A 13,579-nucleotide genomic window follows, 5' to 3' on the forward strand; every position below is an offset into this window, starting at 1 on the left:
TCAGCTTTTTATCTGACAAATCACAGAATAAAGACGTAAAGAGGCTTTAGTTGTATTTTAATATTACGACAAAAGCCTCTTTTTTTTGCGCAAAATCGAATTTATGATTGTTTTGTTCAAATTTTCTGTAAGAGATTGAAAACCAGCCGGAATGTTTTGCGAATAGATATTTAATTCTAAATTTGTTTTTCAAAATCAACTGTATTTCCGAAGGATTTTACTCTGCATTGGGGGAATTCGGAGGAAGAATGTTTAAACCAAAAATCAGTTAAATGAAAAGATTAACCTTTATTCTGGTATTTTTTATACCTGTACAATTTGTATTTGCCGGTGGATTGTTAACAAATACCAATCAAAGTGCTCAGTTTATCCGTATGATGTCGCGGAATGCTTCTACTGAAATTGATGCCGTTTATTTTAATCCGGCCGGTCTTATTAAAATGGAGGATGGCTGGCATTTTGCCGTTTACAGCCAGACTATTTTTCAGGACAAACCTGTTGACAGTAAGTTTCCGTTGTTAAATGACGGGTATTACAAGGGAGAAGTGAAGGTTCCCGTTTTTCCGACAGCTTTTGCTGTTTATAAAATGGACAACTGGGCTTTTTCTCTGGGGTTTGGTCCCAACGCCGGCGGTGGTTCTGCTACCTACGATACCGGGCTTCCATCTTTTGAAATCCCTATAACAAAGGTGGTTCCGGGCCTTGCCGGTTTAACCCAAATTAATCCTGAAATGGATGTTTCCGGCTATTCTGCCGATCTTTCATTTGATGGAAGTTCTGTGTATTGGGGGATTCAGTTGGGAGCAACTTACAAGGTGAACGATATGCTTTCCGTATATGGAGGTCTTAGATATTTACCCTCACGTAACACCTACCAGGGGACTATCGAAAATATTGAGTTGAAAGTTGGCGACCAATACTATGCCGCACCTTCCTGGTTGTCGGGCGCCTCTGAAACCATTAGCGGGTATGCGGCACAGGCTACTGCTGCTGCCAACATGCCGCAAACGCTTAATCCTCTTATTGTAGATTATGGTGCAGGCGATTACACGTTGGAGCAGCTTCAGGTGAACGGATATATTGACGCAACACAAAGGGCCGGAATTGAAGGAGGGCTCCAAATGATGGGGTTGTCTCAACCGCAGATCGATGCGATGAATTTAACGATGATTCATGGAGCATATACCCAGGCGAGTCCTGAATTCCAGCAAAAGGCAGCTCAGTTGTCTTCCGTTTCACAAACTTTAGCGGGTACTGCAAACCGGTTGGGTGATAAAGAGGTAGACACCGAACAAACAGGTGCCGGTTTTACTCCAATGATTGGTGTAAACATTTCTCCCATTGAAAATTTAAATATTGCTTTAAAGTACGAAATGAAGACAGCCCTGGAATTGACAAACAATACTACTGTTGATGACATGGGGCTGTTCCCCGACAAAGCTAAATCACGTAACGATATTCCTGCAATTTTAGGCGCTGGTGTAGGGTATAATGCTGGTTTGGTAGAAGCGCAGTTGTCGTACAATTTGTATTTTAATAAAGGCGTTAATTGGGGCTTAAATGTCAGGGATATTGCGGCAGACCATGATGAAGTTCGCCCGCGCGAAATTGATAAAAACGGTATGGAAATCGCACTGGGACTTCAGTTTAATGTGTCCGAAAAATTTGCATTCAGTTTAGGCGGAATGTACGGAGATATGGGAATTGCCGAAAATTACCAGAGCGACTTCAGTTACAGTAATCCTTCAGTTACCGGGGGAGCCGGTATTGCCTGGAAAATTAATGACGCGCTGACGTTTGATGCTGGTTTCTCTAATACTTACTACCAGGATCAAACGGTATCTTTTACTGACCCTGATATTGGTCCGTACAAAGAAACGCTGGGGAAAACAACAATGAATTTTGCCATTGGCCTTTCTTACAGTATATTTTAGTTGAAACATTTTTTATAAAATAAGAGACTGTTTTGTTTTTATGAAACAGCCTCTTATTTTATTTGATAGCAAGGGAAATGGCAGAGAAAATGCGATCAAAACTTTTGTCTACCGCATACTTTTGATTGGTCTTAAATACAGGAAATGGGTTTTCATGGGAATAATCATAAGGGAAGTCGGCCCAATGAAATGTAAAGAATGTCTTTCCCCGGGAGTCCTTAATTGTTTCCCGAATATCATGGATCGGAATTACTTTATCTTTTAGAAGGCCAATGGCCGTTATTTTTTTCGAAAGACCAGCCATGGCTGTCTCTTTTATCTGCCTGAATGAAGGAAGCGGAATCATGGCTTTGAACGATTGAATGATGGGCTCCAGGCGCTTGACACGATTGTGGTTTGAGCTCTGGTTTGAATGGCTCTCAAATTGGTTGGGATAAAAATGAATTAATTTTTTATAGGCCAGATTATCCATAATTAGCTTTGACGTTCCGCTCATTTTGTTAAACGATGCTCCCCCGCAAAATAATACCGCTTTTGAGTTTGCTAACATATTGTCAGGGTTTGCCATAAACAAAATCTGAGTCAGGAAGGCCCCAATGGAATATCCTAAAAAATTTACCTGTGCATTTTTTAACAACAGCGGATGATTCCCCTTTTTTATCTGGTCCAGTAGCTGCAATAAATCGCTTGCGCTTTGCAGTCCCGCCCTGTAAAAGCGCATGGGGTCTTCTGTCAGGCGGTTGCTCAGGGCAGCATTGGCAAATGATAACTGAATGATATCCTGATGGACACTTTTCCGGGACTTTACCAGGTTTAGCATGCTTCGTGGGTCGCTCCATTCCTTTTTCCCGCGGTTTATATGAAATGCCAGCGGAAACAGGATGACTGTACGCTTTGTCTTTTCGGCCAAAAAGTAGGCCCATGGGAGGTATTTTGTCCAGTCTCTTTCATTCAACCCATGTAAAAGAATAATGGCCTGGTTATTTTTTTTGTCGTCAGGAACAAAAACCGGGTAATCAAATGACCAGTTTTCTTCAATTTTTGAATCCTCAAAACAAAATGATGAATCTTCAGTCTTCAGTAGATGTTTTTGTCTCGGGTAGTGTGATTCAAACCGGATATTCCTGATCCTGGTATTTGATTCCGGGATTTGGATTTCTTCCCCTGCCGACGGAAAAAGTCCGGCGAGTTTTTGATGATGATATGTATAACTCATCGGTTGCATTTTTTTTATTTACGAATTTAGAGATGCCTTCTGCATTGCGCAAAATATTGGGATTGTGTCAGAAAATATGGGACAAGAGAAGGTAATAAGGGGTGATTTTAGTTATTGTGGGGTGAATTCATAAAGAGCGTTTGACAAAAAATGCACGTTCGTTTTCGATTAAAACTTATTTTTGTATAAATTCTGAACTATGCTTCTCTGGGAAAAAAAAATACCTGGGTTTTTGATTGTGAAGCGAAATATTGTTAATCGCATTATTTTTACTGCTTCTTTTGCCCTGGTATTTATAAATATTTATGCGCCCTTTGGGGTAAATACCTGGTATAATGTTACCAAGCTTGAACTCTTTCTTTATTCCAGCGGACTGATACTTACCGGCATTCTGGTAATGGTTTTTAGTCGCATACTCATGTTTAAAATAAGTAGAAAGCGTATGCTTAGTTATTTGCAGTATGTGTCTTGGGAAGTTATGGAGATTGTGATTATGGCATTGGTTTATACGCTGTTAAAAACGTTTGTGCTCCGGGAAGGAGATGATTTTGTTGATGATTTTAAATATTCGCTGCAAATTACTTTCCTGGTTGTTGCCATTCCCTATTTAATTACTGCCCTCTTTTTTTCGTGGCAGGATAAAACCAAAAAACTTGAAAACCTTGAGTTGTTGTCTGAAGACAATTCTGCCCGGTCCAAAAAACTTCTTCCTTTTTTTGACGAGAAGGAGGTCATGCGTTTTTCCATAATCCCGGCCGATATCTTTTACCTGGAGGCAGCCGATAATTATGTAGCCATTTATTATTTGAACAAACAAAAAATTGCACATTACTTAATCCGGAATAGTTTAAAGAACCTTGAGGAGTACCTTTCAGATTATTCGTTTGTTAGATGCCACAGATCTTTTATTGTCAATTTTGACAGAGTCATGCTAATCAGAAAAGAAAAAGACGGGCTGAAACTGGAAATTGATGCGCCTGCAGAAATAGTAATTCCTGTATCGAAAACTTTTTCGCAAAGTGTGTTGAATGAATTTGTGAAAACAGGAGATTAGAAAGGCCGCCCGTCCATTGACAAGCGGCCTTTGCGAACTAAACTGTAGCAGCAAAAATTGGAGGTTTGGAGATTTTATTTTAGTTCAAACAACTTTTTATAGGTTTCATCCCCCAAGTTAGCCATCAGGTAAAACCGGGTTATCCCATCATTTTTCAATGACGTCAAATCGAAACTGAGGGTTTTGGTAAGGAACGCTTCGCAGGGATCGTCATTTGCGTTGTGCCGGATTTCCAATTCAACGGTGTCATCGCTATTTTCCTCCAACGAATGTATTCGTGCTAAATCGACAGTGTGCTCACGGCAACCACCGCTAAAAGAAAGCTTCAGGTTTAAACAGTTGCCGTCGATAAAAGCTTCCTGGAGGTAAACAGGATCGTTGGCCAGGCTGTCGGAATTATGCGAATAAAGGTCGGTGAGCGGTGCACCACAATCAATTTCTTCTACATGAAGGATATCGCAGGCTACACCCTGATCGCAGGTCGGGATGATATTGGGTAGTTTAACGTATCGTATCAAAACCCGTTGTCCCTGAGTAAAAGTAAATTCATCTGGGTAATGGAACGGTTGAATCTGTTCTCCATTATCCAGTTCGATGATAAAACTGCAGTGTTTGCTTCCGGCATAATCCATTACAATGCCGGTTTCCTGGCGGGGTGTTTCGGTTGTTTCATTGCAGCCGGTTAATGCGACCACGACTGCAAATATTGTGACGATTAAAAATTTTGTATTCATGTCTTTTTTTTTGAACGTTTTTATGCCAATACTTTTGTAGCGAATAAAAAATCAATGATTAAAGACTTGCGTACGCTAATCATATTCCGGGTGGTTCACTTCACCCATAAACAGAATAGCGCCCGTATCGTTTTCCGTGATTGCATAAACAAAGGGCCTGTCCACATAAAACGGGACAGAGGGTGGCTCATTCCCGACACCGGTTGTTGTAAAAACAAGTCCGGTTACTGCGGCTGCCTCAGTGCCGGTTTCATTCACATCGATATACGATTTGTGTATGGCTTCGCTTATGTATAAATCCTCATCGGTAATGCCCGAAAAGTTGGCCAGACCTTCATCGAATGCTTTTTGCATTCCCAGTATTCTCAACACCTTTTTTAGTTTGGTTTCAAAAGCGTATTTAAAGCGGGGCATGGTAATCTCCACCCGGTCAGTCATTTTGAAGCTGGCTTGCCAGTTTTTCCAGTTTTTTACTGAAAGCGCCTCAATAATATCCTGTGAATTTTGTCCATCAACAGGAAGCAACACCACCATGTTGTATTGCCCGTTTCCGTAAGGCATTTTAATGGCCTTGAAAAGGTTAGTGGAGAAGTAGGGTAATTTTTCAAATTTACTCATTGTAGGGACTTCCAGGGTAGTGCCGTCCGTTTTGTGAAACGGGAGGTTGTGCGTGCCGTTTTCATCGAATTCGTTCGTCCAGGTTCCGTAAAAATAGATGGCGTTTAGTAAAACCATCCGGTCGAGTGGACTCAACTGGTCGATAATACTTTTGATTTTGTCGTGCGTTTTTTCAGCTACCCAGTTGTTGATTGTTCCCACTGCTTCGGACGAACTGAAATTAAGACTTTCCACTTCCGCATAGTAAACATTCTTGTTGATATCAAGGAAATTTTGTTTGATCGAAAAACCATCGGCATAAAAGATGGCATTGGCCACTTCAAACACCACGTCTTTGTCGAGCGATTGCAGCGCCGAAATCAGGCTTTGGTAAGAGGCATTGATTTGTTCGGGAGTCAGCCCGTTCAGTTTCAGTGTTTCTTCCATTTCTTTTTTTGTATCCCCTCCGGCACCGTTGTATGCCATTGCCAGTGCTACGGATACACTCAGTGGCGAAACCATTAGGTTTTCTTCATCGCTTTCTTCTCTTATTTTCTGAAAAAGCTCCAGGCCAAATGCATTGTCGGCTTCTACCAGTTGAGCCGACTTTTCATCCAGTTGGATGAATTTTTGTTTTTCCGGTTCCACATCATTTTTCTGACAGGAACTTACTGACACCATAAGAAAAGCCAGTAACATGGGAATAATTGTTTTCATAGCTCAATGTTTTATCCTTTCAATTTTTTCATTTTGTGCTTTATATTTTTGATACTTCCGCCTTAAAAGTTAATTCAATTGCGGATTTTTTACCGTACCCATAAATAAAACAGCATCAGTGCTTTTTTCCGTAATCGCATAAAAAAACGGACGGTTGACATGGAAAGGTATTGTTTTAGGGCTGTTGCCAATAGATACCATCCTGACCCCCACCGATGTGACAGCCGCAGCTTCGGTCCCTTCTTCGTTCACCTCAATAAATGACTTATGCTTTACAAAGTCGATGTGTAAATTCCTGTTTTTATTGATGCCTGAAAAATCGGCTGCACCGGAAAGGGCAATTCCCATCCCCATTTTTGTCAGCGCATCGTTCAGGTTAACATCATAGCTGTATTTGAAGCGGGGAAACTTAATGTCCACACGTTCGGTCAGCTGGAAATTTTTCATCCAGGTTTCCCAGTTGTCTTTGTTTAATTTGCCGGCAATTTCCTGCAACGTTTTCCCTTTTTCAGGAAGGAAAATGTACATATTGTAATTTTCTGTTCCGTAAGGAAGTTTCACGGCGCTGAACAGGTCGTTCGACATATAAGGCAACGTGTCGAGTCTTTGCATGGTTTCTGTCTTGACAGATTCGCCATTCTCCAGGTAAAAAGGAAGTTTTTTTGTCCGGTCTTCGTTAAATTCTTTTTGCCAGGTTCCTTTGAAATAGATGGCATTTACCAGGAACATGACCTGCTGTGGCGAAATTCGGTCGATAATGGATTGTATTTTATCGTGCGTTTTTTCAGTCACCCAGCCGTTAATCGTTTTTAAAGCCTGCAGTTGCGCTTCAAAATCGAGAGCAGAAATTTCGGAGTCATAATACGTTTTGTTGATTGACATAAATTTGCTTTCTACTTCAAAATCATCGCGGTAAAAAATTGCATTAGCAATTTCAAGGAGTACTTTCGGGTCGAGCGATTTGAGTGAATTTATCAGGTCGAAATAAGAATTATTGATTTCTTGTGGAGTCAAACCCTGTATTTTTAAGGCTTTTCCCATGGCCGCTTTGGTCTCGCCATCAGCACCGTTGTAAGTCATTGCCAGGGCCAGGCTCACACTTAGCGGTGAAACCATGATGTTTTCATACCTTGTTTCGGAAGAAAAAACATGTTGAAAAAGTTCGAACCCGAAATCATTTTCTGCTTCTATCAGGCGGGCTGTTTGTTTTGTGATATTTATTGTTTTTGTATCCTTTCTGATGGTGTTCTCCGGCAAACTGCAACCAGCTATAAACAGTACCGCCAAAAGGATAAAAAATGATTTTAGTTTCATGTTCCTGTATTTTATTGAAGTAAAACATTTCTGGCCGAATCCCGCACACAGAAAGGGAGTTTATTTTTTACCCTTTTCTGCGTACGGGTGTTTTACCTGTGGCTCGTTTCATTGCGCTATTTTTTGAATTTTACAAATGGTTACAGTACCAAAGATGGTATCTGGCATAAAAGGGTTGCGTTCGGTTTTCATTTTTTTTGCTTTTCACGCAACCCTTTTCTGAGTTCTCACATCTATCTGATGTTTTCGCAGCAAAAATGAATGAACGCAAAGTGTGTTTTGGAAGTAACGGATATACCGAAGATAACAGAACAATAATGTATCTTTACTTTTGAAAACATTTGCATAATGGTTTGGAAGATTTAAAAGACATTATAAAAGAATGTGCCTCGGGTAATGCGCGTGCGCAGGAGAAACTTTACCGGATGTTTGCACCGAAAATGTTCGGAGTTTGTTTGCGATATGCGAAAGACCGGACCGAAGCCGAAGATAGTTTACAGGATGGTTTTGTGAAGGTTTTTTTGAATATTCAGAATTTCAGGCACGAAGGTTCTTTTGAAGGATGGATTAGGAGGATTATGGTAAATGTTTCGCTGGGAAAGTTTCGTAAGCAGTATGTACTTCAGCCGGTAGAAGATATGGCGCAATTTGAAGACGTAGAATTTTCGGATGATATCCTGGCGAAAATCGGGGCCGATGAATTGATGGAACTGGTTCAGCAACTGCCCCCGCGTTACCGCATGGTGTTCAACCTGTTTGTAATGGAAGGAATGAATCACCAGGAAATAAGTGAAGCGATGAACATTTCGGTGGGAACATCGAAATCAAACCTTGCGAGAGCAAGAGATATTTTAAAGCATAAAGTATTGGAACTTTATCATGGGGCTAAGTCGAATGCAAATTATTCTGCATAATGAAAGAAAATTTAAATATGGATAAAATATTCCGGGATAAACTGGATGGGTTCGTGGAAGAACCTCCTGCCTATGTCTGGGATGGTATCCAGTCACAAATGGCTTCCCGGCGAAGAAGTAAGCGAATAGCCATTTACAGCTGGGTTGCTGTTGCGGCTATGCTGCTGCTGGCATTTGTTGCTGGCTGGTATTTTAGCCAACCGGCGGAAGAGACAATTCCGCGAATAGCAGAAAAGGAGTCCGTGAAAATAACGAATGAAGTGATTCCGGGAGAGCAAAAAAATGTACATCCTGCTCCTGACGAGAGCGGTGCAGAGGAAGAAAAAGATCCGGGGGCTTTGTTGGCAGCAGCACCCGAAAGAAAGGTTACAAAGAAGGAAAGGGGTGAAAAAACGGTAGAACCTGAAGGAGAACGTGAAAATGTTTTACTGGCATTGGCTGATTTGGAATATATGGAACGGATTGAATCTGCAGAGGTGAAGCCGGCCGGCAAAGTAGAAACCACCTCGCTTGAAACACCCAAAGAAGTGAAAAATGTTTCAGGACTTCGTGCTTTCGAAAATGCCATACTGAATGAGAATGCACGTCATTATGCCCGAAAAACGAAAGAGCAGGCCGGTTGGAAAATGGGGGTGAATATTTCACCCGGGTATTCCTCTTATTCTGCAAGTCATGGTGCTAACTATGCCAGCAATATGACTTACGAAGCGTCAGATGGAAATAGTAACCTGAGTGGAGGACTTTCTGTACAGTATAAAGCAAACAAACGGTGGAGTGTGGAAAGCGGTGTTTATTATGCACAGAATGGCCAGCGAACAGGTAGTTCACCCCAGTTTTACGGCGGACGGGCCGAAGCCAGTTTTGCTCCTGAATCGGATGAAAAGTCATATTATTTCAATACGGCAGTGAACATTGCCAACAATAGTTTGGCAATGAACAGTACTGCCGGAGTTATTGAGTTAGAGGCTGTGCCAAAGGGCGCTGAAATTGCGGCAAACCTTGAAACTGCAGGCACCTACTCCAACTCGTTGCTTACCAAAGGGGAGCTTTCACAGGTTTTCGATTTTGTGGAAATTCCCTTGTACCTGCGTTACTTATTAATCGACTCTAAAATGGACGTGGAAGTGGTGGGAGGGGTTAATGCCGGTTTGGTCGTTGGGAACAATGCTTATATCGACAATGAATACGGAGAACAAAACATTGGGAAAACCCGCGATATTTCAACTGTAAATGTTTCAGGGACTCTGGGTGTTGGTGTAACATACGCATTAAGTAAGCATATTTCAGTGGCAGTTGAGCCTCGTCTGAATTATTATTTAAATTCTATCAACCGGAATGCGGAAGTTAATTTCCGACCTTACAGAGTGGGAGTTTACACCGGGTTGTACTATGAATTTTAAAATATACTGTTTCCAAAAATATTAGCGAAAAGTTGATATACTCCCAATTGTTTTTCGTTGGACCCATGTTCCGGTAGGATATTTAATCCAATTGCCCGGACTAATGAGTTGTGCACCGAATCGATTGAACCGTTTTCCCCATGACTGTTTTTTCTTTTTTTTTGGAGTTCCCACGCAACCAATGAATGCTGGTTACCATCTTTACTGAAAAATTCCAACTATGAACAAATTCTATTTATTACTATTTGCTTTACTTTTTACTTCATCTGTTTTTGCACAAAGTGAAAAGGGATATGTTTACCTCAAGAATGGTACTATTCTAAAAGGGAAATACCAGTTTGTTGAAGATTCCGGAAAATGGAGAGTAGAATCAGCCGGCAATATTTGGGTTTTCGATTCAGCGGAGATTGATAGTGTCGTTGGCAGCCATGCAATGCGAATGATTGAAATGAAAACGTTGCCGCAGGATTCCCGGTTATTTTATCGCGCCGAGATGGGGGTTCTTGCCGGAAATTCACGGAACAGCCAGTCGGCCCCATTCAGTGTAACCGGGACAGTAAATTACCTGATTACGCCTCAGTTCTCGGCTGGGGCAGGTTTTGGTGTCGACTACTATAAAGAATCTTACTTGCCTGCATTTTTGAATGTTGAATACAAAGTGCGGAATTCATGGTCAACGCCCTATTTTTTTGTAAAGGTTGGTTGCCAGATTCCAATTGAGGATTCGCGTGAGCTTTATTACGATGTGTGGCCGGTATGGAGTAGTGTTTTGCCCCAGCCGGTATATAATTACGGCACGCTTGATCCCAAAGGAGGAATACTGGTGAACCCGGGAATTGGCTATACGCATTTGTTTTCCCCCGGATTTGGTATGTCGTTTGGGTTAGGTTACCAGTTTCACCGGCTGCATTATAAAGGTGAAAAGGATTATGGACTTGATATCGATTATAACCGGCTTACCATTAAACTTGGATTTCTTTTCAACTAAATGCTAAAAATTATGAAGACTAAATTCAGAAATATATTGACACTGTTAGTGGTGTTGGCAGCATTCAATTCCTGCATGGACGAATATACCGAAGTGTTTACTGCTAACTCACCTGTTTACATGAGTTACGAAGATTTGCGTGAAGCCGTAAAATTGAAAGTGGCACGCGAACTTGAAAATCCCGGAAAGATTTATTTCAAAGATGGGTACATTTTTATTAATGAAGAGTTGAAAGGAATCCATATTATCGACAACCGGAATCCTGAAAGCCCGGAGAATATAGGGTTTATTGAAATTCCGGGGAATGCTGATATCGCCATAAAAAACAATACATTGTATGCCGACAGCTACATTGATTTGGTGGCGATTGATATTTCGGATGTGAACAATCCGGAGGAAGTGAGCCGGGTGGAAGATATTTTCCCTTATACTACACCCCCTTTTAATGAAGACTACCGTGTGGCCAAAGTGGATGAAGAGAAAGGGGTGGTTGTTGACTGGGAAGTAAAAAAGGTCAGGCAGGAGATGGAGTATCACTACTATCCGGTTTATCGCGGGTTTAAAGAATTTGATTATGCCATGAATGACGGTGGTTTTAGTGGAGGTGCAGTACAGCCAGGTAGTACATTTGGCATTGGCGGGAGCATGGCGCGGTTCGGGCTATACAGCGACTATTTGTATGCGGTGGATCATTCCACCCTTTACATGTTCGATGTGAAAGACGATGGAAGCCCGCACAGCATAGGAAATCAGAATGTGGGATGGGATGTGGAAACAATGTTTATTTATGACGGCCACATGTTTTTCGGTACACGGTCGGGAATGCGCATTTTCAGCCTCAGCGTGGCAACAGTTCCAAAGTATATCGGCGATTTTTGGCATATCACCAGTTGCGATCCGGTAGTCGTTTCCGATGGGTACGCTTATGTGACACTACGTGGCGGAAACCTGTGCGGAAGCAATGTGAACCGTTTGGATGTGCTGGAACTTTCTGCGGATTATAAAAATATAACGTTGGTGCAATCATATCCGCTCAATGGCCCTTACGGTTTGGGAATTGACAATGATATTTTGTTCGTATGCGATGGCGACGCCGGCCTGAAAGTTTATGATGTAACCGATAAACTTCATATCGACGAGAATATGATTACACGCTTCTCCAATATTGATGCCTTCGATGTGATACCGGTAAACGATTACCTGTTCATGATTGGCGAGGATGGTTTTTACCAGTATGATTATTCCGATTTGAACGATATTAGGCAAATTAGCTATATCCCTGTGAAGAATGACAGTTAAGCAATATTGGAACAAGGAGTCAGATTATTGCTCAGCGTGATGTCATGACTTGTAATTTGGAAAGTAATGTTACAAGATAAAAATGTATAACCCGGTGAACAGGTATCTTAAATATATATTAGTGCTGTTGGCTGTTTTCTACCTATCCGGGTGCAGGAGTGATTCAGGAGGGGGAGATTTTTTCCTGGTGAAGGTAATCGGAAAAGGAGTGGATTGCAATGAAACGTATCTGGTTAAATTTCAGGAAGAAGATGAGGAAAGAGTGAGCAAATACATGGAGGGAATGAACACTCATTTTCCTGTTTTTTATGCCAACAATTTACCGGAAAAGTTTAAAGAAAAGGGGCGTACTCTCAAAGTAAAATTATATGAATGCCAACAAGGGGAGTTGCCTCTTTGTACCGCAAAGGATCCGGGTTTTGGTTCTGTTTGTATCGAATCTGCCACAGCCATTAGTTTGGCAATGCCCTGGATGTTGTTTTAGCGTTTTCTGTTTTGAATGTTAGAATAAGGTTTTGACAAAAAAATATAGCCACTGGCGGTTGCGAATTGGTTTGTCTTAATTATCCTTATCCAAATGTAGAATACCCAACAATCAATATCCAAAGATGGAGAAACATTTAGGTTGGCAATACAACCTTTGCAACTCTCTGTGTCTTCTCTGCGCCCTTTGTGGTTAAATAAAATTAGCCAAAGACAACCACAAAGAAAGCACAAAGGGGATGAAGAGAGGATTGAAAATATGTTTCTTTTTTCGGAAAATACCCAATGCAGAATACTCAATGTTCAATATCCAAATAGCAGTTTTTTGTTGGGTATTGGGTATTGGTTGTTGATTATTGGAAATTTGTTTTTTTTTTACGAAATATCCAAAGCAGAAAAAAACATTTGGGTTGGTAAAACTACTTTGCGGTTCTCTGTGTCTTCTCTGCGTCCTCTGTGGTTATATAAAAAAGTTAACCACAAAGAAAGCACAAAGAGAATGAAGAGAGGATTAAGATTTTTGCCCCTCTTCTCAGAAATATTCAATGTAAAATACCCAACATTCAAACCTGAAGGAATATTTGGGATAGCATCAGAAAATAAAGGGATTTGATGCGACGGTAAAAGCATTGGTAAAGAATAAACCGGTAACAAAAACCAGCGATAAAATAGGGAGCTGCAGGAAAGAACAGGATGAAAATCATACCTGTTTTTTTAATCGGGATAACACATAAAGGAGTGAGTATGGGCAGCCTGAAATATTATACAGGAAAGAAATTGCAGAAATAAAAAATTAAATAGTTTTGTAAACCAGTAAATGCAGAATAAACATTTGCTCCTATCAGAAATTAGAAATAAAATTTTTCAAATTATTTTAGGAAAGGTCAGGAAGTTTTTTTCTCCATGGGGAGAGGATACCACGGAGTCTG

The 13,579-nt window shown here is 41.0% G+C and carries 12 protein-coding genes; 8 read left to right on the forward strand and 4 right to left on the reverse strand.

The window, feature by feature from the left end:
- Nucleotides 1–272: 272 nt before the first annotated feature.
- The gene (locus D1164_RS17290) at nt 273–1,934 is read left to right on the forward strand and encodes a hypothetical protein (protein WP_119351150.1); all 1,662 of its coding nucleotides are present in this window, start codon (nt 273–275) and stop codon (nt 1,932–1,934) included.
- Nucleotides 1,935–1,992: 58 nt separating this feature from the next.
- Here D1164_RS17290 and D1164_RS17295 read toward each other — a convergent pair whose 3' ends face one another.
- Nucleotides 1,993–3,150 carry a DUF6051 family protein gene (locus D1164_RS17295; protein ID WP_119351151.1) on the reverse strand — a complete coding sequence of 386 codons (1,158 nt, stop codon included), beginning with the start codon at nt 3,148–3,150 and terminating at the stop codon, nt 1,993–1,995.
- Between the two features lie 199 nt (nt 3,151–3,349).
- On the opposite strand from D1164_RS17295, the gene D1164_RS17300 reads away from it, so the two are divergent.
- Nucleotides 3,350–4,204 carry a LytR/AlgR family response regulator transcription factor gene (locus D1164_RS17300; protein WP_119351152.1) on the forward strand — a complete coding sequence of 285 codons (855 nt, stop codon included), beginning with the start codon at nt 3,350–3,352 and terminating at the stop codon, nt 4,202–4,204.
- Nucleotides 4,205–4,278: 74 nt separating this feature from the next.
- On the opposite strand, the gene D1164_RS17305 is transcribed toward D1164_RS17300, so the two are convergent.
- The 3 genes from D1164_RS17305 to D1164_RS17315 form a co-directional block, all read right to left on the reverse strand.
- Nucleotides 4,279–4,938, reverse strand: coding sequence for a NigD1/NigD2 family lipoprotein (locus tag D1164_RS17305; protein WP_119351153.1), 660 nt, complete (start codon nt 4,936–4,938; stop codon nt 4,279–4,281).
- 75 nt (nt 4,939–5,013) lie between these two features.
- Entirely contained in the window at nt 5,014–6,252 is a 1,239-nt protein-coding gene (locus D1164_RS17310) for a serpin family protein (RefSeq protein WP_119351154.1), read from the reverse strand.
- 69 nt (nt 6,253–6,321) lie between these two features.
- Nucleotides 6,322–7,566 (reverse strand): serpin family protein, encoded by a 1,245-nt coding sequence (locus D1164_RS17315; RefSeq protein ID WP_119351155.1) that lies wholly within the window; start codon nt 7,564–7,566, stop codon nt 6,322–6,324.
- 353 nt (nt 7,567–7,919) lie between these two features.
- Here D1164_RS17315 and D1164_RS17320 point away from each other — a divergent pair, with 353 nt between their 5' ends.
- From D1164_RS17320 to D1164_RS17350, 6 genes are all read left to right on the forward strand, one after another.
- Nucleotides 7,920–8,480, forward strand: a complete 561-nt coding sequence (locus tag D1164_RS17320; protein WP_119351156.1) for an RNA polymerase sigma factor — start codon at nt 7,920–7,922, stop codon at nt 8,478–8,480.
- 17 nt (nt 8,481–8,497) lie between these two features.
- A complete protein-coding gene (locus D1164_RS17325) occupies nt 8,498–9,880 on the forward strand; it encodes an outer membrane beta-barrel protein (RefSeq protein ID WP_172594506.1) in 1,383 nt (460 codons plus the stop codon).
- Between the two features lie 220 nt (nt 9,881–10,100).
- Entirely contained in the window at nt 10,101–10,868 is a 768-nt protein-coding gene (locus D1164_RS17335) for a hypothetical protein (RefSeq protein WP_119351159.1), read from the forward strand.
- A gap of 12 nt (nt 10,869–10,880) precedes the next feature.
- On the forward strand, nt 10,881–12,167 hold the full coding sequence (locus D1164_RS17340; protein WP_147372218.1) for an LVIVD repeat-containing protein: 1,287 nt from the start codon (nt 10,881–10,883) through the stop codon (nt 12,165–12,167).
- A gap of 82 nt (nt 12,168–12,249) precedes the next feature.
- Nucleotides 12,250–12,651, forward strand: a complete 402-nt coding sequence (locus D1164_RS17345; protein ID WP_119351161.1) for a hypothetical protein — start codon at nt 12,250–12,252, stop codon at nt 12,649–12,651.
- A gap of 141 nt (nt 12,652–12,792) precedes the next feature.
- The gene (locus D1164_RS17350) at nt 12,793–13,263 is read left to right on the forward strand and encodes a hypothetical protein (protein WP_147372219.1); all 471 of its coding nucleotides are present in this window, start codon (nt 12,793–12,795) and stop codon (nt 13,261–13,263) included.
- The last annotated feature ends 316 nt before the right edge of the window (nt 13,264–13,579 follow it).

Source organism: Mariniphaga sediminis (genome assembly GCF_003573545.1).
In the GTDB taxonomy this organism is placed as follows: Bacteria; Bacteroidota; Bacteroidia; order Bacteroidales; family Prolixibacteraceae; genus Mariniphaga; species Mariniphaga sediminis.

What these genes read in the sequence shown, in the direction of transcription:
- D1164_RS17335 (WP_119351159.1), top strand. Translation starts at nt 10,101, where the DNA reads ATGAACAAATTCTATTTATTACTATTTGCTTTACTTTTTACTTCATCT.
- D1164_RS17310 (WP_119351154.1), bottom strand. Translation starts at nt 6,252, where the DNA reads ATGAAAACAATTATTCCCATGTTACTGGCTTTTCTTATGGTGTCAGTA.
- D1164_RS17295 (WP_119351151.1), bottom strand. Translation starts at nt 3,150, where the DNA reads ATGAGTTATACATATCATCATCAAAAACTCGCCGGACTTTTTCCGTCG.
- D1164_RS17315 (WP_119351155.1), bottom strand. Translation starts at nt 7,566, where the DNA reads ATGAAACTAAAATCATTTTTTATCCTTTTGGCGGTACTGTTTATAGCT.
- D1164_RS17345 (WP_119351161.1), top strand. Translation starts at nt 12,250, where the DNA reads ATGTATAACCCGGTGAACAGGTATCTTAAATATATATTAGTGCTGTTG.
- D1164_RS17290 (WP_119351150.1), top strand. Translation starts at nt 273, where the DNA reads ATGAAAAGATTAACCTTTATTCTGGTATTTTTTATACCTGTACAATTT.
- D1164_RS17340 (WP_147372218.1), top strand. Translation starts at nt 10,881, where the DNA reads ATGAAGACTAAATTCAGAAATATATTGACACTGTTAGTGGTGTTGGCA.
- D1164_RS17300 (WP_119351152.1), top strand. Translation starts at nt 3,350, where the DNA reads ATGCTTCTCTGGGAAAAAAAAATACCTGGGTTTTTGATTGTGAAGCGA.
- D1164_RS17325 (WP_172594506.1), top strand. Translation starts at nt 8,498, where the DNA reads ATGGATAAAATATTCCGGGATAAACTGGATGGGTTCGTGGAAGAACCT.
- D1164_RS17305 (WP_119351153.1), bottom strand. Translation starts at nt 4,938, where the DNA reads ATGAATACAAAATTTTTAATCGTCACAATATTTGCAGTCGTGGTCGCA.